Annotated in this window: 14 protein-coding genes and 9 pseudogenes; 11 read left to right on the top strand and 12 right to left on the bottom strand. The window is 58.1% G+C overall.

Features of this window, described 5'->3' with window-relative positions:
• Positions 1–18 precede the first annotated feature (18 nt).
• Complete coding sequence (gene ttcA / locus AC6I8M_RS06245) at positions 19–954, bottom strand: tRNA 2-thiocytidine(32) synthetase TtcA (RefSeq protein WP_010618424.1); 936 nt, start codon at positions 952–954, stop codon at positions 19–21.
• 325 nt (positions 955–1,279) lie between these two features.
• Between ttcA and iraP the strand changes: the two genes are divergently transcribed.
• Positions 1,280–1,645, top strand: coding sequence for an anti-adapter protein IraP (iraP, locus tag AC6I8M_RS06250; protein WP_010618425.1), 366 nt, complete (start codon positions 1,280–1,282; stop codon positions 1,643–1,645).
• A gap of 146 nt (positions 1,646–1,791) precedes the next feature.
• Entirely contained in the window at positions 1,792–1,992 is a 201-nt protein-coding gene (locus tag AC6I8M_RS06255) for a DUF2767 family protein (RefSeq protein ID WP_010618426.1), read from the top strand.
• Between the two features lie 78 nt (positions 1,993–2,070).
• On the opposite strand, the pseudogene AC6I8M_RS06260 reads toward AC6I8M_RS06255, so the two are convergent.
• Positions 2,071–2,722, bottom strand: a pseudogene (locus AC6I8M_RS06260) (MgtC/SapB family protein).
• A gap of 185 nt (positions 2,723–2,907) precedes the next feature.
• Between AC6I8M_RS06260 and AC6I8M_RS06265 the strand changes: the two are divergent.
• Positions 2,908–3,180 (top strand): putative hemolysin, encoded by a 273-nt coding sequence (locus tag AC6I8M_RS06265; RefSeq protein ID WP_022547870.1) that lies wholly within the window; start codon positions 2,908–2,910, stop codon positions 3,178–3,180.
• Between the two features lie 15 nt (positions 3,181–3,195).
• Here the strand turns inward: AC6I8M_RS06265 and AC6I8M_RS06270 are convergent.
• Positions 3,196–4,189: pseudogene (locus AC6I8M_RS06270) on the bottom strand (2-hydroxyacid dehydrogenase).
• Between the two features lie 165 nt (positions 4,190–4,354).
• Here AC6I8M_RS06270 and AC6I8M_RS06275 point away from each other — a divergent pair.
• The 3 genes and pseudogenes from AC6I8M_RS06275 to AC6I8M_RS06285 all read left to right on the top strand — a co-directional run bounded on the left by AC6I8M_RS06275 (position 4,355) and on the right by AC6I8M_RS06285 (position 7,491).
• Positions 4,355–6,974 (top strand): annotated as a pseudogene (locus AC6I8M_RS06275) (YdbH family protein).
• Positions 6,971–7,159, top strand: a complete 189-nt coding sequence (locus tag AC6I8M_RS06280) for a YnbE family lipoprotein (protein ID WP_010618431.1) — start codon at positions 6,971–6,973, stop codon at positions 7,157–7,159. The pseudogene AC6I8M_RS06275 and the gene AC6I8M_RS06280 overlap by 4 nt, the downstream one beginning before the upstream one ends.
• An 11-nt stretch (positions 7,160–7,170) precedes the next feature.
• Positions 7,171–7,491 (top strand): YdbL family probable chaperone protein, encoded by a 321-nt coding sequence (locus AC6I8M_RS06285; protein ID WP_010618432.1) that lies wholly within the window; start codon positions 7,171–7,173, stop codon positions 7,489–7,491.
• Between the two features lie 78 nt (positions 7,492–7,569).
• Here AC6I8M_RS06285 and azoR read toward each other — a convergent pair.
• Positions 7,570–8,170 (bottom strand): annotated as a pseudogene (gene azoR / locus AC6I8M_RS06290) (FMN-dependent NADH-azoreductase).
• A gap of 254 nt (positions 8,171–8,424) precedes the next feature.
• Between azoR and AC6I8M_RS06295 the strand changes: the two are divergent.
• From AC6I8M_RS06295 to hrpA, 3 genes and pseudogenes are all read left to right on the top strand, one after another.
• Positions 8,425–9,507 (top strand): helicase-related protein, encoded by a 1,083-nt coding sequence (locus AC6I8M_RS06295; protein WP_498013711.1) that lies wholly within the window; start codon positions 8,425–8,427, stop codon positions 9,505–9,507.
• Positions 9,508–9,570: 63 nt separating this feature from the next.
• A complete protein-coding gene (locus AC6I8M_RS06300) occupies positions 9,571–10,059 on the top strand; it encodes an ATP-dependent RNA helicase HrpA (protein ID WP_010618434.1) in 489 nt (162 codons plus the stop codon).
• Positions 10,060–10,188: 129 nt separating this feature from the next.
• A pseudogene (hrpA, locus tag AC6I8M_RS06305) lies at positions 10,189–12,206 on the top strand (ATP-dependent RNA helicase HrpA).
• Position 12,207: 1 nt separating this feature from the next.
• Here hrpA and AC6I8M_RS06310 read toward each other — a convergent pair.
• The 6 genes and pseudogenes from AC6I8M_RS06310 to rstA all read right to left on the bottom strand — a co-directional run bounded on the left by AC6I8M_RS06310 (position 12,208) and on the right by rstA (position 17,235).
• Positions 12,208–13,014, bottom strand: coding sequence for a trypsin-like serine peptidase (locus AC6I8M_RS06310; protein ID WP_010618435.1), 807 nt, complete (start codon positions 13,012–13,014; stop codon positions 12,208–12,210).
• A gap of 116 nt (positions 13,015–13,130) precedes the next feature.
• On the bottom strand, positions 13,131–13,211 hold the full coding sequence (gene ydgU / locus AC6I8M_RS06315; RefSeq protein ID WP_498013796.1) for a small membrane protein YdgU: 81 nt from the start codon (positions 13,209–13,211) through the stop codon (positions 13,131–13,133).
• Positions 13,212–13,304: 93 nt separating this feature from the next.
• Positions 13,305–13,499, bottom strand: a pseudogene (gene asr / locus AC6I8M_RS06320) (acid resistance repetitive basic protein Asr); the annotation flags it as partial.
• A gap of 203 nt (positions 13,500–13,702) precedes the next feature.
• Positions 13,703–15,190 (bottom strand): carboxypeptidase M32, encoded by a 1,488-nt coding sequence (locus AC6I8M_RS06325; protein ID WP_010618437.1) that lies wholly within the window; start codon positions 15,188–15,190, stop codon positions 13,703–13,705.
• Positions 15,191–15,202: 12 nt separating this feature from the next.
• Positions 15,203–16,513, bottom strand: a pseudogene (gene rstB / locus AC6I8M_RS06330) (two-component system sensor histidine kinase RstB).
• A pseudogene (gene rstA / locus AC6I8M_RS06335) lies at positions 16,513–17,235 on the bottom strand (two-component system response regulator RstA). The pseudogenes rstB and rstA overlap by 1 nt, the downstream one beginning before the upstream one ends.
• A 175-nt stretch (positions 17,236–17,410) precedes the next feature.
• On the opposite strand from rstA, the gene AC6I8M_RS06340 reads away from it, so the two are divergent.
• On the top strand, positions 17,411–17,824 hold the full coding sequence (locus AC6I8M_RS06340; RefSeq protein WP_010618439.1) for a hypothetical protein: 414 nt from the start codon (positions 17,411–17,413) through the stop codon (positions 17,822–17,824).
• Here the strand turns inward: AC6I8M_RS06340 and AC6I8M_RS06345 are convergent.
• Together AC6I8M_RS06345 and ydgH are read right to left on the bottom strand one after the other, a co-directional pair.
• Positions 17,825–19,185, bottom strand: a pseudogene (locus tag AC6I8M_RS06345) (basic amino acid/polyamine antiporter).
• A gap of 219 nt (positions 19,186–19,404) precedes the next feature.
• Entirely contained in the window at positions 19,405–20,361 is a 957-nt protein-coding gene (gene ydgH / locus AC6I8M_RS06350; RefSeq protein ID WP_010618440.1) for a DUF1471 family protein YdgH, read from the bottom strand.
• Between the two features lie 537 nt (positions 20,362–20,898).
• Between ydgH and pntA the strand changes: the two genes are divergently transcribed.
• On the top strand, positions 20,899–22,431 hold the full coding sequence (gene pntA / locus AC6I8M_RS06355; RefSeq protein WP_010618441.1) for a Re/Si-specific NAD(P)(+) transhydrogenase subunit alpha: 1,533 nt from the start codon (positions 20,899–20,901) through the stop codon (positions 22,429–22,431).
• The last annotated feature ends 10 nt before the right edge of the window (positions 22,432–22,441 follow it).

The following is a 22,441-nucleotide window of genomic DNA, read 5'->3' on the forward strand; positions in this document are numbered from 1 at the left end:
TGCTGCAAAGTCACCGCGTTATTTAATTTCCAGCACGTCGAGGCGAGCGCTCAGGTCCTGCTGATCGTCCCCGTCAGCCTGCCAGCCCACTGGCTGCGCTGGCAGCGATTCGCGATCGAAACCAATGTCTCCGCCGTCGACTACGGCATCACCGTGCTTAATGCCTTTAAAATCAAAGAGATTAATATCAGCCATATGCGATGGCACGATGTTCTGCATGGCGCTAAACATGGTTTCAATGCGGCCCGGATAGCGCTTGTCCCAGTCACGCAGCATGTCAGCAACCACCTGGCGCTGCAGGTTCGGCTGTGAACCACACAAGTTGCACGGAATGATAGGGTACTGGCGCGCTTCAGCAAACCGCACGATATCTTTTTCGCGGCAATAGGCTAGCGGGCGAATCACGATATGTTTACCGTCATTGCTCATCAGTTTTGGCGGCATGCCTTTCATCTTGCCGCCGTAGAACATGTTGAGGAACAGCGTCTGCAGGATGTCATCGCGGTGGTGACCCAAGGCAATCTTAGTACAGCCCAGTTCAGTGGCGGTACGGTAAAGAGTACCGCGACGCAGGCGCGAACAGAGCGAGCAGGTGGTTTTGCCTTCCGGGATTTTCTCTTTAACGATGGAGTAAGTGTCTTCGTTGACGATCTGGTACTCCACGCCCAGCGTGTCGAGGTAAGCAGGCAGCACGTGTGCCGGGAATCCCAGCTGTTTCTGGTCAAGATTCACCGCCACCAGTGAAAAGTTGACCGGCGCGCTCTGCTGCAGGTTACGCAGAATTTCCAGCATGGTGTAGCTGTCTTTACCGCCGGACAGGCACACCATGATGCGATCGCCTTCCTCAATCATGTTGAAATCCGCAATGGCTTCACCGACGTTGCGGCGCAGGCGCTTCTGCAGTTTGTTCAGGTTGTACTGCTCTTTTTTATTAACTTCTTGATGTTCAGACATGAATTTCGGTCTCGGTGATCGCTGGTCAGCTGCGGATGTCGCGTTGATGCGGCCCTGGCCAGGCCTGCATTAACCGTGTCCACGCATGCTGCGGGGCGCTGCGCTGGCCTTTATGGGTGCCGGCTGACCGCAGTCAGCAAGAAAAGTCAGTGGCGTATGGTACGGATTACAGCGCCAAATTCCAGTACGATTTATGGGTTTGCCGATGATGCGCTCTGTGCGCCGCGCGATCGCGGTCAGAGACCTGTTGCGCTATTCACAATTTTTAGTTTGTTGCGGATTTTGCAAGCGGTACACTGCCAGCTTCCCCAGGGGGGAATAAGCGATGAAAAATGTTGTGTTAAGCATGCTGGCGAAGATTTCACAAATTGATGCCACCACCAAGCAGTTGACCGCGCGCGTTGAGGCCCAGTCGCTGCTGATCGGTGCGCTGGTACTGGCCGTCAGTAAGAAAGGCGGCGTCACAGAAGTTATTGAAAGCGCCAACAAAGCCATCAACATGGTGATTGAGTCAGCCGAGGCCGACGATATGCTTAAGTCGGACGCCGCTATTCTGCTGAGCGAGTTTCAGGATCTGTTGACGATTTCGCGTGCGGTTGATAGCGCCGATGATGTCATCAACCAGCAGGCGCTGGAAGGTATTACCGGTGTGAGCAGCGCCAGCGATGACGATAAAAAGGATCCGTCATAATCGCGCAGCGCCGCAGTCGGCTACCATTGCGCACATTTTGCCAGCGATAACTGCATATTTATTGATCTGGGTAAAGATTTCTTCTCACTGCGCTGACAGGATGGATTCAGCGCTTTTTTTAGTTTTTAAAGGTGAGGAGAGGAACAATGCAAACGTACGATATGGTGTTTGAGGAGGCGTGCCGGCTGGTGGGGCAATGCTATCTGGAACTGGCGCAGCGCGGTGCCGCCACTGAGAAAGAGGTGCTGGCCAGCGAGTTGCGTAATCTGCAACTGCGCTATCGGGAATTAACCGGCGCGCCCAATCGCGCCGTTGAAATGGCAATTGGACAACTCAAACCCTGCTAACCCAGCCGCCCGGCGTTCAGCGCCGGGCTTTTTTATCTTGAATCCACCACAGCGGTAACCCCGCAAGCGCCAGCGCAGTCAAACCATTTCCAGCGACTGCACGCCTTTAATTTCCATCATTTTGTCATAAATGCTGTGCATGGGAAATCTGCGTGACAATGTCACCTCAACGCTCAGCTCGCACAGGCCGCTCTCTTCGTTACGATTTACTACAGCGATATGGCCGCAAATTTTCGCGCTGCAGTACCAGCAACACCAGCGGTACGCTTTTGGCTTTGAGATGGACGATAAGGGTGTGATGGCGGCCAATCAACCAGTGGCTGATACGGCGGAACGTTTCCAGCACCACCAGCGCCAGCACCGTGCCGTAAATACCGATTTCGTACATGCCGCTACCGATCACCAGGCCAATCGCGGCGGTCACCCACAGGCCGGCGGCGGTCGTCAGGCCTTTCACAATCTGCTTTTGAATGATGATGGTGCCAGCGCCAAGGAAGCCCATGCCGCTGACCACCTGCGCCGCAATACGGCTGGGATCCAGCGCCACATGATCGTTGCTGAACATGTCGGCAAAGCCATATTTTGGCACCAGCATGAACATGGCGCTGCCAATGCCGACCAGAATGTGGGTGCGCAGGCCCGCTTCTTTAGCGCGCATCTGGCGCTCCAGGCCAATCAGTCCGCCCAGTATTCCGGCTAACGCGATGCGGATGAGCATGTCGGCTAACATCCTTCCTCCTTAGTGATATTTAGTATGGACAGGCAGAGAAAAGAGGGAAAACGCTGCAATCAGGATAATTCTGCTTGCCAACGACTATATTAAATTTTGTAAAAAGCTGTGTCGCCTATCGATCGCGCACCGCTGCTGACATATGCTGGTGCGACTTTTCCGCTCACATTCCCGGAGCCCGACCGATGAAAGCCGCAACTTTACTGCTGGCCGGCGCAGCGCTGTTACTCTCTGCCTGCAGTAGCAACAGCGGCAATGAACCGCCGCAACAGGCCACCGCCGCGCACGTGCAGCCGCACGTCGTGATGTCGTCCATGGCAGAAGCCAACTGCAACAGCGCGGGCGGCACTCTGGCGTTCTCGCGTCAGTTAGACGGTTCACGCATCGGGATGTGTCAGCTGGCTAACGGTCGTCGCTGCGACGAACAGGCGCTGATTGGCGGTGCCTGCGCCCGTTAACGCAGGCGCAGAACGTTACGCCTTAACCTGATTTGAACAGGTTTCCCCACGCGCCAGCTGCTGTAAATTGCTGAGCGTAGTTTCTGAAATCGCCGTCAGCGCTTCGGCGGTGAGAAAGGCCTGATGGCCGGTAAACAGCACGTTGTGGCAGGCCGACAGGTGACGGAACACGTCGTCCTGAATCACGTCATTCGACTTGTCTTCAAAAAACAGGTCGCGTTCGTTCTCATACACGTCCATGCCGAGCGAGCCGATTTTCTGCTGTTTCAGTGCTTCAATCGCCGCCTGTGAATCAATCAGCCCACCGCGGCTGGTATTGATAATCATCACCCCATTTTTCATCTGGCTGAACGCCTGCGCGTTGAGCAGATGGTGGTTTTCCGGCGTCAGCGGACAGTGCAGGGTGATGACATCGGACTCCGCCAGCAGCGTTTTCAGATCAACATATTCCGCCCCCAGCGCCAGCGCAGCGTCACTTGGATAAGGATCGTACGCCAGCAGACGCATGCCAAAACCTTTGAGGATGCGCATCGTCGCCACACCAATCTTGCCGGTACCGACCACGCCAGCGGTTTTGTTATGCATGTTGAAACCGGTCAGGCCGTCCAGCGAGAAGTTGGCATCGCGCGTGCGCTGGTAAGCGCGGTGAATGCGACGGTTGAGCGTCATCATCAGACCTACCGCGTGTTCCGCCACCGCTTCCGGCGAATAGGCGGGCACGCGTACCACCTGCAGTCCCCGCGCGGCTGCGGCGTCGAGGTCGACGTTATTGAAACCGGCACAGCGTAGCGCGATATATTTCACGCCCAACGCCGCCAGCTCCCTCCAGCACCGCTTTGCTCCCGTCATCGTTAACGAAGATACAGACCGCATCACAGCCAGCGGCGTTTTTCGCTGTGGTTTCGCTCAGCAGGAAGTCAAAAAACTGCAGCTCAAATCCGTAGCCTTCGTTAACGTGCTCGAGGTATTTCTGGTCGTAATGCTTGGTGCTGTAAACCGCAACTTTCATTGTTTCGCTCCTGAAAAATGTTACGTCGGTATCACATCAGGATAACGTTTTCCGCGTCATTTTGCTGTTCTTCAGCCAGACTAAAGCGGTAACGCCTTCATTTGCCGGGCGTAACATGCCATCATCTCTGTCAGGATTGGGTAAAGAACAGGAACGTTAACAGCCATGACGCGGGGCCTCCGTCGACTACTTGCTGCGCTACTGGCGCTGATACTGCTGCTGCTGGGATTGCTGCTGACGCTGACGCACTGGCTGCCGCGGCTGGCAGGTATCTGGCTGCCGGAAAATACCCGCGTCGAGCTACACGGCGCGCCGCACTGGCAGCAGGGCCGGCTGATGTTTCCTGATGTGCGCTATCTGGCCGGTGACTGCCTGCTGGCGCAGGTCGCCGACGTGGGGCTTGGCCGGACGCAACAGCGCTGGCAGCTCGATGCTTGCGAGGTGGCGCTTAACAGCGATTGTCTGCAGGCGCTGCCGCACGGTGCCACGCGCGATGCGCCGCGCAGCCTCGCCGACTGGCAGCAGATGCTGCCCGGCGCGGATATCCATCTGCAACAGCTCAGCATTTTGCCGTGGCAGCAATATACGGGCCGCTTCGATCTGACCTTAGACAAAGACCGCCAGCAGTTGCGCTATCAGGGCGACAACCTGCGCGTTGCCGCACGCCTGCAGGGGCAGCAACTGCACATTGATCAGCTGCAGCTCAGCCATCCCTTACTGCCGGAACCGGTCGAACTGCATGGCAATCTGACGCTGCCGACTTTTGCCGATGGCCTGCCGGTGGCGGGTGAGCTCAGCGGTGCGCTTAACCTGACGCAGTGGCGGCAGCCGCTGGCGCTGACGCTCAACTGGCAGCAGCAGCAGGGCGAACTGGTGGTGCGCCAGCAACAGGAACCACAGCCGTTGTTGCAGCTGCCGTGGCAGGTCGATGCACAGCAAATCCGCATTACTGCCGGTCACTGGCGCTGGCCGTTCGGGCCGCAGCCGCTGTCGGGCGGCGTGGCGCTGATGCTGGATGACTGGCAGCAGGGGCTGGAACAGACGCAGATCCGCGGCCGCTTCAATTTACTGACCGCCGGACGCGGCGGGAAAGGCAACCTGGTACTGAGCGTTGGGCCGGGCAAGCTGAGCCTGACTGACAGCGCACTGCCGTTCCAGTTAACCGGCGAAAGCAAGTTTGCCGACCTGCAGCTGTACGGCACCATTCCCGGACAATTACATGGCATGCTGAGCGATCCGCAGCTCAGCCTGCAGCCGGGCGCACTGCTGCGCCTGCGCGGACGCTTACTCTCGACGCTGGAAGTGGATGAAGCGCGCTGGCCGCTGGCCGGCGTCAGCGTGGCCTCGCGCGGCATCAACGGCCGGTTACAGGCGATTCTCAACGCGCACGCCCCCCAGTTTCGGCCGCTTCAGGCTGCATCTCGACGGGCGCGCCAGCGACTTCTGGCCAGACAGCGGACGCTGGAACTGGCGTTACTGGGGCGAGGGCGTGATGGCGCCGCTCAGCGCCAGATGGGACGTGAAGGGCACCGGCAGCTGGCACGACACCCTGATCAGCTTCGATACGCTGAACACTGGGTTTGACCAGCTGGCGTACGGCATGGTGCAGGTGGATAAGCCGCGCCTGACGCTGACCGCGCCGGTGCGCTGGCAGCGCGATGTGGCACAGCCGGCGTTTAACGGCGGGTTTGCGCTGCGTTCCGGCCAGACCCGCTTCAGCTACGGTGGCTGGCTGCCTCCGTCCGAACTGCGTTTCGATGCCAAAGGGCGCGATCCAGGGCATTTTCTGTGGCGCGGGCAGCTGACCGCTGAAGACATCGGACCGCTGCGCGTGCATGGCCGCTGGGACGGCGAGCGGCTGCGCGGCGAAGCCTGGTGGCCGGCGCAGTCGCTCAGCGTATTTCAGCCGCTGCTGAGCAGCGATCTGAAGATGCGTATTCAGTCTGGCGAGCTGCGCGCGCAGATGGCCTTTTCCGCCGCCAGCGGCCAGGGGTTTGAGGCGGGGGGGTTCTGGGCGGTGAAACAGGGCAGCGTATGGATGCCGGACAGCGAAATCAATGGCATCGATTTTACTCTGCCGTTCCGCCTGAAAGATCATCAGTGGCAGCTGGGTCGCCGCGGGCCGGTGTCGCTGCGCATCGCCGAAGTGAAGAACCAGTTTGCGCTGCAGAACATTACCGCGGATCTGCAGGGCCACTATCCGTGGCAGGAGCGCCAGCCGCTGACGCTCAGCAACGTCAATCTCGATCTGCTCGGCGGGTACGTCAGCATGCCAGCATTGCGTTTACCACAGCATCAGCCGGCGCGGATTTCGCTGCGTGACATTGATCTCAGCCGGCTGGTGACCGCGCTCAAGCCGAAGCAGTTTGCCACGTCCGGTAAAGTGAATGGCGAATTACCGCTGTGGGTGAACAATCCGCACTGGCTGATTGAAAAGGGCTGGATCGCCAACAGCGGCCCGCTGACGTTCCGCATGGACAAAGACATGGCGGATGCGATTGTCAGCAATAACGTGGCCGCCGGGGCGGCGATGGACTGGCTGCGCTACATGGAGATTGCCCGTTCGTGGGCGACGCTGGATCTGGATAACTTCGGTAACCTCATTCTGCAAAGCGAGGTGAAAGGCACCAGTCAGTTCAGTAACCGCCGCCAGTCCGTCAATCTTAATTACCGTCATCAGGAAAACCTGTTCCAGCTGTGGCGCAGCCTGCGCTTTGGCGATAATTTGCAATCCTGGGTGGAGCAAAACGCCACCCTGCCATCCAACAAGGACCCGAAACCATGAGCCTGAGGGCATTACTGGTGCTGACAGCGGGACTGCCGCTGCTGGGCTGTGTGCCGCGCATCGAAGTCGCCGCACCTAAAGAGCCAATCACCATCAACATGAACGTAAAAATCGAACATGAAATCCACATCAAGGTGGATAAAGACGTCGAAGCGCTGCTGAAGAATCAGAGCGGACTGTTTTGAGGAGAGGCACGATGAAACGCAAGGGGATAGCGCTGTTGCTGGCGCTGTTGCTGGTGCCGTCGGCCTGGGCGCTGACGCTGGATCAGGCGCGCCAGCAGGGGCGCGTGGGCGAAACGCTGAGCGGTTACATTGCCGCTCGTCAGCAGGATGACGAGACGCTGGCGCTGGTTAAGCGCATCAATGAGGGCCGCAGCCAGCAGTATCAGCGCGTGGCGCAGCAGAACAATCTCACCACCGCCGAGGTGGCGCGCATCGCCGGCGAGAAGCTGGTTAACCGTGCCGGCAGCGGCGAATATGTGCGCGGGATAAACGGTCAGTGGGTGCAGAAATAGCCGCTTCCGCGGCAGCGCAGGCATAAAAAAGCCGGGCACTCAGGCCCGGCAAGACAGATAGCATTTTTTTAATGATGATTACGCAGCAACAATTTGCTTGATGGCGTCTTTGGCATCGCTGGCGGCTTTGGTCGCCACTTCCGGACCGTACGCAATGCCTTCGGCGAACACGAAGTCAACGTCGGTGATGCCGATGAAGCCGAGGAACAGTTTCACGTACGGGGTCAGTAGATCAGTCGGGGTGTCTTTGTGAATGCCGCCACGGCTGGAGAGGATCACCGCACGCTTGCCTTTCACCAGACCTTCCGGGCCTGCTTCGGTGTAGCGGAAGGTGACGCCGGCACGGGCAATCAGGTCAAAATAGTTTTTCAGCTGAGTAGGAATGTTGAAGTTGTACATCGGGGCGGCGATAACCACGGTATCGTGCGCCTGCAGTTCAGCAATCAGTTCATCGGACAAGGGCCAGCGCGTCCTGCTGACGTGGCGACAGCGGCGCGTCTGAAGGACGCAGGGCGCCAACCAGTTCACCGTCCAGTACCGGAATCGGCTGGGCAGCCAGATCGCGTACCGTTACTTCGTCGCCTTTGGCGCGGGCTTCATCAGCGTAGAAGTCTGCCAGCTGGTTAGACTGTGAGTAACCGGCAAGGATGCTTGATTTCAGAACTAAAACTTTGCTCATGGTATTTTCCTGTACGTTACGCGGTTGGCTTACCGCTCAATGCGTTACACTCTACGGAGTTCGTCCGGCAGGTAAAAGCGCAATATTTCGAGGCCTATGTTCGAAATTATTGAATAAGGTGGTACGTCCGGTCAGGTGAGATGATCCAATCTGTGCTAAGATGGCGGGCATTAATCGATTGAATCCGCCGGAAAATTCTGCCCGGCGCCGAGCCGCGAGTGCCGGCTCACTGCAACAACAGGTAATTCATCACTATGTCATCATCCGTTACGTCATCTCTGGCCCCACTCTGGTCGCGGCTCAATAACCTGATGCTGCGCGACCGCAAAGCGCTGCAGCGTCGTCTGCACGGTGCGGCAAAGGTGAAAAATCCCGCTGCGCAGCGCGCCGCCGCGACGCAGCGCATTACGTTTCCGGACAATCTGCCGGTCAGCCAGAAGCAGCAGGACATCGCCGACGCGATTCGCGAGCATCAGGTGGTGATTGTCGCCGGTGAGACAGGCTCAGGTAAAACCACCCAGCTGCCAAAGATCTGTCTGGCGCTCGGGCGCGGTGTGAAAGGGCTGATTGGACATACACAGTCGCGTCGTCTGGCGGCACGCACCGTGGCGAACCGCATTGCCGAAGAGCTGGAAACCACGCCCGGCGGCACCGTCGGTTACAAGGTGCGGTTTAACGATCAGGTCAGCGAAACCACCCAGGTCAAACTGATGACCGACGGTATTCTGCTGGCGGAAATTCAGCAGGATCGTCTGCTGCTGCAGTATGACACCATCATCATCGATGAAGTGCACGAACGCAGTCTGAACATCGATTTCCTGCTGGGTTACCTGCGCGAACTCCTGCCGCGTCGTCCCGATCTGAAAGTGATCATCACCTCAGCGACCATCGATCCGCAGCGCTTCTCGCGCCACTTCAATAATGCCCCGGTGATCGAGGTTTCGGGCCGCACTTATCCGGTCGATGTACGCTATCGTCCGGTGGTGGAAGATGCCAAAGACTCCGAGCGCGATCAGCTGCAGGCGATTTTCGATGCGGTTGACGAGCTGAGCAGTGAAGGGCGCGGCGATATCCTGATCTTCATGAGCGGTGAGCGCGAAATTCGCGATACCGCCGATGCACTGATGAAGCGCGATTTACCGCACACCGAGATTCTGCCGCTCTATGCGCGCCTGTCCAACGCCGAACAGAACCGGGTATTCCAGGGGCACAGCGGCCGCCGCATTGTGCTGGCGACCAACGTCGCCGAGACCTCGCTCACCGTGCCGGGCATTAAATATGTCATCGATCCGGGCACCGCGCGCATCAGCCGTTACAGCTACCGCACCAAAGTGTAGCGTCTGCCGATCGAGCCGATCTCGCAGGCGTCGGCTAACCAGCGCAAAGGGCGCTGCGGCCGCGTGTCGGAAGGGATCTGTATCCGCCTCTATTCGGAGGCTGATTTCCTCAGCCGCCCGGCGTTTACCGACCCGGAAATTCTGCGTACTAACCTAGCGTCAGTGATTTTGCAGATGACGGCGCTTGAACTGGGCGACATCGCCGCATTCCCGTTTGTCGAAGCGCCGGATAAGCGCAATATTCAGGACGGCGTGCGCCTGCTGGAGGAGCTCGGGGCGATTCCCCTGAGCGAGGAAGGATCGTACAAACGGACGCCGTCCGGGCGCAGCCTGGCGCAGCTGCCGGTCGATCCGCGGCTGGCGCGCATGGTGCTGGAGGCGCAAAAATTTGGCTGCGTGCGCGAAGTGATGATTATCGCCGCTGCGCTGTCGATTCAGGATGCGCGCGAGCGTCCGGTGGAGAAACAGCAGGCATCTGACGAGAAACACCGGCGTTTTGCCGACAAAGAGTCAGACTTTCTCGCTTTTGTCAATCTGTGGAACTACCTGTAGGAACAGCAGAAAGCGCTGTCCGGCAATCAGTTCCGCCACCAGTGTAAAAGCGATTACCTCAATTACCTGCGCGTGCGCGAATGGCAGGACATCTACACCCAGCTGCGTCAGGTGGTGCGGGAACTGGGCATGCCGCTAAACAGCGAGCCAGCACCGTACCGCGAAGTGCACTGCGCGCTGCTCACCGGTTTGCTGTCGCACATCGGTCAGAAAGATGCGGAAAAGCAGGAGTTTACCGGCGCCCGCAATGCGCGTTTCGCTATTTTCCCCGGTTCCGGCCTGTTTAAGAAGCCACCCAAATGGACCGTGGTGGCGGAACTGGTGGAGACCAGCCGCCTGTGGGGCCGCGTTGCGGCGCGAATCGACCCGGAGTGGATCGAACCGCTGGCCCAGCATCTGCTGAAGCGCAGCTACAGTGAACCGCACTGGGAGAAAGCGCAGGGCGCAGTCATGGCCACCGAGAAAGTCACGCTGTACGGGTTGCCGATTGTGCAGGCGCGTAAGGTCAATACGCCGCATCGATCCGCAGCTCAGCCGGGAGCTGTTTATTCGTCATGCGCTGATGGAGGGCGACTGGCAGACGCGTCACGCCTTCTTCCGCAACAACCTGAAACTGCGCAGTGAAATCGAGGATCTGGAGCACAAATCGCGGCGGCGCGACATTTTAGTCGATGATGAGAAGCTGTTTGCGTTTTACGATCGCCGCATTGGCAGTGAGGTGGTATCAGCGCGGCACTTTGACAGCTGGTGGAAACAGGCCAGCAAGGACAATCCGGACCTGCTGAGCTTTGATAAGCAGATGCTGATCAAAGACGGCGCAGAGAAGGTCAGCCAGTTGGATTACCCGAATTTCTGGTATCAGGGCAACCTGAAACTGAAGCTCAGCTACCAGTTCGAACCGGGAGCCGATGCGGATTGTGTGACGGTGCACATCCCGCTGCCGCTGCTCAACCAGGTCGACGAAGCCGGCTTCAAGTGGCAGATCCCCGGCGTGCGCCGCGAGCTGATCATCGCGCTAATTAAGTCGCTGCCCAAGCCGGTGCGACGCAACTTTGTGCCGGCACCTAACTACGCCGAAGCCTTCCTTGGCCGCGTGACGGCGCTGGAGCAGCCGCTGCTGGATGCGCTGAAGCGTGAGTTCCGCCGCATGTCTGGCGTCACCATTGAGCGCGACGCCTGGCAGTGGGATCAGGTGCCCGATCACCTGAAAATGACGTTCCGCGTGGTGGATGAGCACAACCGTAAGCTGCAGGAAGGCAAAGACCTGCATCCGCTGAAGCAGGTGCTAAAAGGCAAGGTGCAGGAGACGCTGTCCAACGTGGCGGATGACGGGCTGGAACAGCGCGGGCTGCATCTGTGGAGCTTCGGCGATTTGCCGCAAAGCTACGAGCAGAAGCGCGGCAATTATCAGGTCAAAGCCTGGCCGGCGCTAGTGGATGAAAAAGACAGCGTCGCGATTCGCCTGTTTGACAGTGAACACGAGCAGCAGAAGATGATGTGGCGCGGCCAGCGGCGGTTATTGCTGCTGAACATTCCTTCGCCAATCAAGTATCTGCACGAGAAGCTGCCGAACAAAGCCAAGCTCGGACTCTATTTCAATCCCTACGGCAAAGTGCTGGAGCTGATTGATGACTGTATCGCCTGCGGCGTGGATAAGTTGATGGCGGACGCCGGTGGGCCGGCGTGGCATCAGGAAAACTTCGAGCAGCTGCGCGATAAAGTACGCGCCGAACTCAACGACACGGTGGTGACCATCGCCAGCCAGGTCGAGCAGATTCTCTGCCAGCGTGTTCAACATCAACAAGTCGCAGCTGAGCGGCCTGGTGTATCGCGGTTTTGTCACCGGCAACGGCTATCAGCGGCTGGGCGACACACTGCGCTATCTGCACGGTATTGAGCGTCGGCTTGAGAAGCTGCCGGTCGATCCGCACAGCGATCAAGCGCGGATGCTGAAAGTGCAGGCGGTGGAGCAGGCGTGGCAAAGCTGGCGTAACAAGCTGCCGCCGCAGTGTCAGGACGATGAAGAGGTACAGGCGATCCGCTGGATGCTGGAAGAGCTGCGCATCAGTTATTTTGCGCAGCAGCTGGGCACGCCGTATCCAATCTCCGACAAACGTATCCTGCAGGCGATGGAGCAGCTGGGCTGACTTATTGCGCCAGCGCTTCCAGCTTGTCTTTAAAGGATGTGACGGCGATGGCGCGGTTATCGGCGCGATAGCGATCGGCCGGTGCCGGCGCCGAGCTCTGTACCGCAATCAGCTGCCACTCGCCGTCGCGCTTCAGCAGCAGCGGTGAACCGCTGTCGCCCGGCAGGGTGTCGCACTGGTGCGACAGCACGGCACGCTGCGCCCAGCCGGTGATCAGGCAATCGCTGTGTGAGTAAAGCGTATCCAGATGGTCTGCGGGATAACCGGCCTGTGTCACTTTGCGGTCGGTGGTTTTCAGCGCGGCGGTTAAATCGCTGCGCGAACCGTCAAACAGCGGAATGGGCACGATACCGGACGGCGGATTGTGCAGAATCATCAAGCCGTAATCGTAAGGTGCCGCGTCTGGCGGCACGATCCAGCCTTCACCATCCGCCTGCAGACGCCGCGCCAGCGAAGGCTCCACGCGCGCGTCGATATCATGAATTTCGTAGCGCCAGCCTTTGGCACCCACCATAAAGCGCAGCGCGACCGGCTTGTCAAATTTGCCTGGGGGCGTCAGTAAGCAGTGGCCGGCCGTCAGCGCCAGATGGGCCGAAATCAACGTGGCACTGCACAGATTGCCGCTTTCTGTCTCTAACTGACCAATGGCATCCCACGGCGCCGCACTGACGTCGGTAATGGCTTTACGATGATCTTTGCCGAAGAACAGGGTCTTAATCTCTTCCGGGCTGGGGCCGTCTTCATCATCGGCATGTGCTGTGAGGTTAATGCTAAAAAGACCTACAAATAACAGGATAGCCAGGCGCATAGTTCTCTCAATGGCGAGAATAAATAGAGGTTATGGTCATCACGCTTGAGCGATAACTATAGTCAGTGAGCGGTAAAAAAGGGAGAAATATTGGAGTAATCAGCACGCTACAACGACTAGATAAAAAAGCTGGCCGCAATAATGCCGCACAGAATCATGACAATCAGGATAATTTCGAAGCGATAGCGACGCGCCATTTTTCGCTACTCCAGTAAATAAACACCCGGCAGAACCGGGTGTTTTCAATCATTAATGCGGTGTTAGCGCGCAAGGCAACCTTATTTAGCAGCTTTTTTCGCTTTGTGGTGCTTTTTAGCCGCCTGCGCTTTCTGAGCAGCGGCTTTTTTGTGGTGAACAGCTTTGTGCTTAGCCGGTGCAGCGGTAGTTGCAGCAGCAGCAGGAGCAGCAGTTGTTGTCTCAGCAGCGATGGCTACAGAAGACAGACCCATAGCAGCGGCGATCACCAGCGCAAATAATTTTTTCATTGCAAAACCCTCGAACTATTTTTTCATGTGTAGCCCACTGCGGGGCCGGTGAATGCACTATATGTAAAACAATTCGCGCCTTCAGTGAGGGAATGGTATCGGCGTGTAACGGATTGTACAAAGCAGGAAAGCCGGGCAGGGCGGGGATAGTTGCGGACCACTATCCGCGGAAAAAACGGCGGCCGGGTAGGCCGCCGCACGGTTCAGGCAGAGAGATAACGCTGTTCCAGATGCTGACGGAAATAGTGTGGATTGAGCGCTTCGCCGGTGGCATTGATCAGCAGCTGCTGCGTCGGGAAGCGGCTGCCGTGCTGCCAGATGTTCTGCTGCAGCCAGTCAAACACCGGTTGCAGTTCACTCTGCTGAATCAATTCGTTCACCTGCGGAATGGCGCGTTTTACCGCCTGGAACAGCTGAGCGGCGTACATCGCGCCCAGCGTGTAGGTCGGGAAGTAGCCGAAGGCGCCGTCGGTCCAGTGAATATCCTGCATACAGCCGTCGCGGTAGTTGCCGCGCGTATCGATACCCAGCGACTGCTGCATTTTTTCATCCCACAGCGCCGGAATATCCTCGACTTCAATGTCGCCTTCAATCAGCGCCCGCTCGATTTCGTAACGTAAAATCACATGGGCCGGATAGCTCAGCTCGTCGGCATCGACGCGAATGAAGCCCGGCTTCACACGCTGGGTCAGCCGAATAAAGTTGTTACGCTCCAGCGCCGGCTGGTCGCCCATCAGCGCCACCACCTGGGGATGAATATGCTGCAGGAAGGCGTGACTGCGCCCCAGTTGCATCTCCATAAACAGGCTTTGCGATTCATGCATCGCGGTCGAGCGCGCCAGTGCCACCGGCTGTCCGCGCCACTGCTGTGGCAGATTCTGTTCATAGCGCGCATGGCCGGTTTCGTGGATCACGCCCATCAGCGCGCTGAGAAAATCGTTTTCGTTGTAGCGCGTGGTGATACGCACATCTTCCGGTACGCCGCCGCAGAACGGGTGCGCGCTCACGTCCAGCCGACCGTGATTAAAATCAAACCCTAACGTCGCCATCACGCTCAGGCCGAGCTGCTTTTGTGATTCGATGGCGAAGGGGCCGACCGGCTGTGCAATCGGCGTTGCCTGCTGCCGGGCTATCGCTTTTTGCAACAGATCCGGCAGCCAGCTTTTCAGATCGCCAAAGGTATTGTCGAGCTGCGCGCTGGTCATGCCTGGCTCAAACACATCCAGCAGCGCATCGTAGCGTGATACGCCGAGCGCATCGGCGCGCAGCTGTGCTTCTTCGCGGCTCAGCTTCACCACTTCTTTCAGGTTAGCGCTGAAGCCCTGCAAGTCATTGGCCGGACGCTGACTGCGCCACGCGTGTTCACAGCGCGAGCCGGCTAGCGATTTGGCTTCCACCAGCGAGGCCGGCAGCAGCGTTGCCTGGCGCCACGCGCGCTGCATTTCGCCCAGATTGGCCTGCTCCACATCGTTCAGCGACTCCTGCCCGGCGGCGTCAAACAGCCCGCCGAGGCGCTTGTCGGTCAGCAGCTCGTGCATAAATACGCTCAGCTCCGCCATCGCTTCTCCACGCGCCTGGCTGCCGCCCGGCGGCATGGTGGTTTGCATATCCACGCCGGCAATCGCGCCCAGATGGCCAAAACGCGCCAGGCGCTGAAAGGTGCGGCTAAGTTCCTGATAAGCTGCAGTCATGTAACAAGCTCCTTATGAAGGTAAGCGCGGCGTCACGTCGCGCAGGGGGAGATCAACCGGCCAGCAGAAGCGCACGCAGGCTCCGCCCAGCGGACTGCTCTCAATCGAGACCTAGCCCTGCAGCGCCTGCGCGATAGAGTGCACAATCGCCAGGCCGAGGCCGCAGCCGCCGGTGGCGCGGTCGCGGCTGGGATCGAGCCGTACGAAAGGCTCGAACACCCGCTGGCGTTCATCCGGCGGAATGCCCGGACCATCATCTTCAACCTGCAGATTGCCGATGGCGCCGTCAAACCACAGGCTGACGCGCAGCCGCTGCTGCGCATAGCGCAGGGCGTTATTAACGAGGTTATCCAGCACCCGCTCCATCAGGCGCGTATCTGCCGCGCCAATGTTTTCCAGCTGCGGAATATCCAGCGTAATGTGTGTCTGCGGATTCATGGGCTGCACGTCAGCGATGTGCACGCGCAGCCACTGGGCCAGATCGAAAGATTGCAGATTGAGGTCAACGCGCGGCCGGTCGAGGCGTGCATAGGTCAGCAGCTCCTCAATCAGGCTCTCCAGCTGGCCGACGTCACGGTTCAGCGCCGCTGACTCTGCCGCGCTGAGGTTTTCACTCATCTCCAGCCGATAACGCAGCCGGACCAGCGGCGTGCGCAGCTCGTGCGCGATACCGTCAATCAACTGTTTTTTACTCGCCACCAGCGTATTGATGTTGTCCGCCATCTGGTTGAACGCCACGCCAAGGCTGTGCAGGCTGGCGGTATTTTCAAAATGTGTGCGCACGTCAAGCTCGCCGCGACCAAAGCGCTGTGCCGCTTTCTCCAGCCGCTGCATCTCCTGCAAGTGCGGCCGCAGCCAGATGAACACCGGCAGCGCCAGCGACATGCCAATAAACGCCAGCAGGGCGATATCAAGGATGCGCATCTGGTGCAGATAAAACAGGTAAAGAATCGGTCCGACCGACAGCACATAGTGGCTGCGCGGGATGTGCTGCAGGAAGGTGTACTGATCGTCGAGGGCGACGATCTCACCGGCGCGCAGCCGCTTCATATTGGCTTCGTCCAGCTGATATTTGCTCATCGGTTCGATGTGCAGCTCGAAGGATAAATCGAGATCGAGGTTGCGGATGGTTTTGTTCCAGTCGCGCGGCGGGATGTCACGCAGTTCGCTGCGCATCAGAAACAGCGAGCTGGCCATCAGGTCGTTCATCGACTGGCGTCCGGCGCGCTCGGCGGTGAATTTGTACACCAGACCAACCAGCAGCGTCATCACCAGAAAGCAGACGAACAGCAGCAGATAGAACTGAATGAAGAGCTTTCTCATCAGGAGCGGGTATCCCAGGCCTGCGGCGCGAACAAATAGCCTTTGTTACGGATGGTTTTGATGCGGAACGGCTCGGTGGCGCTGTCGTACAGTTTCTTGCGCAGGCGTGAAATGGCTACGTCGATGCTGCGATCCATGCGGTCGTAGCTCACGCCGCGCAGGGTTTTCAGCAGCGCGTCACGGTCGAGAATTTCTCCGGCGTGGCTCGCCAGCTCCCACAGCAGATCAAAATCGGCGGTCGAAAGGGTAATGGGTTCGTCGAACAGGATCACCTAGCGGTTGAGCGCATCAATGGTGAGCGAACCAAAACGCAGCACCTTTTGCGAGCTCTGCACGGCGGGTGCGGCTTCCTGTTTGGCCACGTGCGCCTGGCGCAGATGCAGCCGCAGGCGCGCCAGCAGCACCGCCGGCGGCGTGGTTTTCAGAATATAGTCATTGGCGCCCATCTCCAGCGCCAGAATGTGGTTCATGTCGCTGTCGAGCGAGGTCAGCAGCACAATCGGTCCCTGCCAGTGCGCACGCAAATCGCGGCACAGCGTCATGCCATCTTTGCCCGGCAGCATGATATCCAGTAACACCAGATCCGGATCGGCGGTGAGAATGGTCGCTTCCGCGCGATCGCCACGCGTCTCAACCAGCACCTCAATATCGTGGCGGCCAAGGTAAGCCGCAATCAGTTCGCCGACTTCCGGCTCATCTTCCACATAGACAATTTTGTTCATAATGCTCTGTCATGGCTGAGAATGTCAGCAGCATAGCTTTTCCTGGTCCTGAGCTCTACGCTACCGCACGAATTATCCTTGTCTTACTGGTATGTACACCGTGAAATGTGCCATTATTACCGGCGCGTTGTGGCGCAAGGTTCGGAATCGTACTGAAAACAGGGGGAGTGCGAGGGTGTCTGATAAAGAGCTGGCTTCAGCCGGATACAGTGACCGCATCTGCTTCAACTACAGTGACTTCCTTTCCGCTTCCTGCAAAAAACGCTGGAGCTTTGTCGATGCTATTTACGGCGTGATGCCAATTTTTGGCATGGTGACGCGCAAGTCCGGGCACAGTTTACAGGCCAGCGACGACCATCTGAAAGAATTAGCATTACAAATCATTTCAACCCAGGTCAGCGACGAAATTAACATTGCCCGACTGATTACCCTGGCCGAACAGCAGCACATTAGCCGCTTCGATATTCTGCTGCCTTATCCGCTGTCCGCTGAGCAGCTTGACGCCATCCATCTGGAATACCGCAAGCCGCTCAATCTGACACAGCAGAACGATCTGCTGTGCGTTTCCATTCCTTTACAACCGCACTGATTAGCGCGTCAGCTGCCACAGCGCGGGCAGTGAGGCGGCAATTAACAGCACGATGGCGATGCGCTCCAGCGCAAACAGCGGTTGATCGCCGCGGCCACCGCGTCGTGCGTACAGGAACAGCAGCAGACCCGACGCGTAAAGCACCACCGACAACAGCAGATGCAGCGGCCCTAAGGCGTACAGCAGCCACAGTCCATAGGCGCTGGCACCGAGACCGGTCAACAGGGCCAGCGGTTTGTGCTGACCGCGTACCACTTTGACCAGATACAGACCGACCAGCAGGTAGGGCACGAGGATCATTTCTGAGGCGATGGTCAGCAGCGTATTGTAATCCGCGCCGGTAACCGCGATCAGAATCAGGCACACCTGCACGCTGCCGTTAGTCAGCCACAGCGACGCCGCCGGCGCGTTATGGCGGTTCTGCCGGGCAATGCTGCGCGGAAACGCGCCCTGATGCGCGGCGAGGAACGGGACTTCTGCGGCCATAATGGTCCAGCTGAGATAGGCCCCGCATACCGAGATAATCAGGCCAACCGCAATCACCGCATCGCCCCAGTGACCCAGCAGGCGTTCCATCAGACCGGCCATCGACGGATTGCGCATCTGCGCCAGTTCCGCACGCGGCACCACGCCAAGCGACAGCAGCGTCACCAGCAGCGCGGCGCGCCCGACATCTTTCTTGTGGCGCGCGCGGGCAGAGACTACTACCCCGCCTTCCACGCCAATAAATACCCACAGGGTAATCAGCATGGTCTGTTTAACCTGCTGCCACAGCGGCTGGCCGAGCGCCGCGCCGTCAAAGTCAAAACGGAAGCGATCGTAATTAAATGCCAGCAGTGCCAGCACCACGAACAGCAACAGCGGCACCAGTTTGCCCAGCTTCGCCAGCAGGTTGATGCTGGCCGCCGTCTGTACGCCGCGCAGCACCAGCCAGTGCACCAGCCACAACAGCACGGAAGCGCCAAGCATCGCCTGCCAGGTGTTGCCATCGCCAAACACTATGCGATCCGGCGTATCGGTAAAGAAGCTCAGCGCTGAAAACACAATCACCAGATACGAGACGTTGGCAATCACCGCGCACAGCCAGTAACCCCATGCCGAGCAGAAGCCGGTCAGCTCACCGAAGCCGGCGCGTGCGTAGGTGAAGATGCCGCCCCATCCAGTACCGGGCGCAGACGCGTCAGCAGCAACATAGCCAGCGACAGAAAGAGGATACCGACGCCGGTGATCAGCCAGCCGATCAGCAGCGCCGCCGGACCGGCAACCGCCGCCATATTTTGTGGCAGGCTAAAGACGCCCGCGCCGAGCATCGAGCTGAGCACCAGCGCAGTGAGCGCGCTAAGACCTAATTTTTTATCCAAAATTTTTATCCAAAACGCCATTCCTGAGCAGCAGAGTGTGCTGGGTAGTAGTTGTTCAGCCAGAGTGTAACGTGGCAATCAGTCCCGTTTAAAATGGAATACCCTGAAAACAGGCGGCAGATTTTAGGGAGAGCGTACGGCGAAGGCAATGCAAGACTATGCAGATCTGCCTACGAATTATGCAAACGGCAGGGCGACGGGCGCCGCCCTGCGCGGGGATTATTTAAACAGGTCAGCGGTGACGGTCAGGTTGCCGCCGCTCTGGTTCTGCCACTGGCGCGTAATGTGATAATACTTCGCGCCTTTGGCGATGGCACGTTTGCCCACGGCTTCTGAGATCTCGGTTGGCGTGCCGAAGTGATCGGAGAAGGAGATGGTGTCAAACGGCTGCATCTGTGCGGCCGTGATAGCATTGACTTCCTGCACGCTGTGACCATCCGGTTGCGTCACAGTATAACGCTGACCGGTTGAGCTTTGGGTTTCAAAGAAACGACCCACGCTGGTGCTCGGCGTATCCGAGGAAGCAACGCCTGGGATCGCCACTTTCTTCGCCGCTGCGCCGCCCGCAGCCAGGGCTGCTTTACTGGCTTCTGAATCAGCCGGAATGGAGTCAGACGTATCGTGCACCACGCGCGCTTTGGCATCGGCTTTATACACGTAGGCGGTCACGTACTGGTTGCCACCGTTGTTGGCATCCACCTGACGCACAATAAAGAAGGAGGCCGCGCCTTTGTTTTTCGCCGCTTTGGCGATGGCTTCGTTCACGTCCGGCTGGTTGGAGAAGAAGCCGCTGACGGAGACGGTGTCAAACGGCTCAAGGCGATACGCTTCAGCCTTAGGCAGCTCTTTCACGCCGTTGAACATCCGGTATTGCGTGCTTTGTTCCACTTTCGGTGCATTGGTTTTGTACAGATCGGCGGTAACGCGCCAGTTGCCACCGTTACCGTTGCTGTCGTTGATGCCTTGCACATAGAAAGAGTCCGCGCCTTTGGCGTCGGCGGCTTTAGACACGGCGTCTGTTGCATCGCCAATTGCATTAAAACGGCCGCTAATATTGATTCGTTCGAATGGTTTTAACGCGGCCGCTTGTTCTGGCGTTAACTCTTTGGCAGCAAACGCATTGGCTGCCAGCAGTGATAACAGGGTCGACGCCAGAATGGTGTTCTTCAGCTTCATAACAATGATCCTTCGCCTTACGCAAATTGAGTACGAAAACGTGCTGGACTCTTGATGTATAACAGATTAGCCGCTGATTATTGCATGTAATAATCGGCCTGTCTCAGCCAATTTATGCGCATAACATTGACAATCGCAGCATTTTATTCATCTGCCTGTCATCTTTCGCTGTTATGGCTTTTTTTGGCCAGCTTACCGCTTTAACCGGTATCGCTTAGTACCATAATAGTTAACGCATTGTTAAATATATGTTTTTAAAAACAGTTAATTCGCCATGACACGATTAGGCACAGCAGATTATTTTCCATATTGCCGCAAACCTGGTCGCATCCCGCGGTATTCATCGCTGGCACCTGAATATCTGTGTGAATGTCATAAGTGTGCGTTATGGCGCTAGATCGTCCTGGGCATTTTCAGTAGGTTATAAAGACTTTGTTACATAGTGCATTTCGCTCATAAAAAGCTGAAACAGCGTTTCGGCTTTTAAGCATGTGCCCCTTACAGAACCTCATCCTTTAATCATGGAAAGGAAACAGTATGTTAATTGGGATACCCAAAGAGCGGTTAGCCAATGAGTCCCGCGTCGCAGCGACGCCAAAGACCGTTGAGCAGCTCATCAAGCTGGGATTCAGCGTCACCGTTGAGCAGGGCGCCGGTTTACGCGCCAGCTTTGATGATGACAGTTTTATCGCCGCCGGTGCCAGCATCAGTAATTCGCAGGATGTCTGGCAGTCCGACATCGTGCTGAAGGTGAACGCGCCAGACGACAGCGAGATTGCACTGACACGCGCGGGCAGCACGCTGGTGAGCTTTATCTGGCCAGCGCAGAACCCGGCGCTGCTGGAGAAATTAGCCGCACGCAACATCACCGTGATGGCGATGGATTCCGTACCGCGTATTTCGCGCGCTCAGTCGCTGGATGCGCTCAGCTCCATGGCGAACATCGCCGGTTACCGTGCCATTGTCGAAGCAGCCCATGAGTTTGGCCGCTTCTTCACCGGGCAAATCACCGCCGCCGGTAAAGTGCCACCGGCAAAAGTGATGGTCATCGGGGCTGGCGTGGCCGGTCTGGCGGCGATTGGCGCGGCGGGCAGCCTCGGCGCCATCGTGCGCGCCTTCGACACCCGTCCGGAAGTGAAGGAGCAGGTGCAGAGTATGAGCGCCGAGTTCCTTGAACTCGACTTTGAAGAGGAAGCGGGCAGCGGCGACGGTTACGCCAAAGTGATGTCCGAGGCCTTTATCAAGGCGGAGATGGCGCTGTTCGCGGCGCAGGCGCAGGAAGTGGACATTATCGTCACCACCGCGCTGATCCCGGGCAAACCGGCACCGAAGCTGGTCACCGCAGAGATGGTGGCCAGCATGAAGCCGGGCAGCGTGATTGTTGATCTCGCGGCAGCCACCGGCGGTAACTGCGATCTGACCGTCGCCGATCGCGTCACACTGAGCGACAACGGCGTCAAAATCATCGGCTACACCGACCTGCCGAGCCGGCTGCCAACGCAGTCCTCGCAGCTGTACGGCACCAACTTGGTGAACCTGCTGAAGCTGCTGTGCAAAGAGAAAAACGGCGAGATCGTGGTTGATTTTGACGATGTCGTGGTGCGCGGCGTGACGGTGATTCGTGACGGAGAAGTGACCTGGCCTGCGCCACCGATTCAGGTCTCTGCTGCGCCACAGGCCGCAAAACCTGCCGCACAGCCGCAGGTGAAAGCGGCAGAGAAGCCAGCTGCGCCGTGGCGCAAATATCTGCTACTGGCGCTGGCGGTAGTGCTGTTCGGCTGCCTGGCCAACGTCGCGCCAGCGGAATTCCTGTCGCACTTTACCGTGTTCGCGCTTGCCTGCGTCGTCGGGTATTACGTGGTGTGGAACGTCAGTCACGCGCTGCATACGCCGTTAATGTCCGTCACCAACGCCATCTCCGGCATTATTGTGGTGGGCGCGGTGCTGCAGATGGGCCATGGCGGCTGGGTCACCTTCTTGGCGTTTATCGCTGTCCTGATTGCCAGCATCAATATCTTCGGTGGTTTCACCGTCACCCAGCGCATGCTGAAAATGTTTCGCAAGAATTAAGGGGTAACAA

The sequence above is a fragment of the Type-A symbiont of Plautia stali genome, from assembly GCF_059731155.1.